This is a genomic window from Mesorhizobium sp. M2E.F.Ca.ET.209.01.1.1 (genome assembly GCF_004010375.2).
Classification (GTDB): Bacteria; Pseudomonadota; Alphaproteobacteria; order Rhizobiales; family Rhizobiaceae; genus Mesorhizobium.
Genome location: NZ_SADP02000148.1, coordinates 1 through 490 on the forward strand (window position 1 = coordinate 1; position 490 = coordinate 490).

Annotated in this window: 1 protein-coding gene; it reads right to left on the reverse strand. The window is 64.3% G+C overall.

Annotated elements, in window-relative coordinates; all coding sequences use genetic code 11:
- Positions 1-339 (reverse strand): sigma factor (locus EN852_RS35025; protein ID WP_281407824.1); only part of this gene is annotated, 339 nt, incomplete at its 3' end.
- Between the last annotated feature and the right edge of the window lie 151 nt (positions 340-490).

Genomic DNA, 490 nt, shown 5'->3' on the forward strand with positions numbered 1-490 from the left:
CTCGGCGCTGGCCGACAGGTCCTCTATTGCCGTCATGTCGGCCTCTATCGCTCGGGTGCGCTCGCGCTGGCGGCGACGCAGATGATCCTGCGCCGCGTTGTGGGCGATGCGAAACAGCCACTGCTCGGGGCGCTCGACCAATGCGCCGTCGCTATGCGCCGCAAGCGCCTTCACGATCGCCTCCTGAACGATGTCCTCGCCCTCGATCGTCGAACCGGCCATGCGGGCGGCATAGCGATGCAGTTTGGGCCGCAGGTCGATGAGCATCGCGTCGAGCGCCGTGCGGTCATTTTTCGCTATGCCCATCGTTTCCATTCTCGCATCGGCGGGGTGGCTCATGGAGGCCGCACCTGTCAGGCCGGCAGGATTTCCTCTGTGCTGGCCAGCATACGATAGTTGCCGACGATTTTTACCGGCGATCTGGTGAGAGGTGTGGAGCGACGTCCGGCGTGATCGGCGCTGAAGGCCTTGAAGGCGGTAAGCCCGGTAA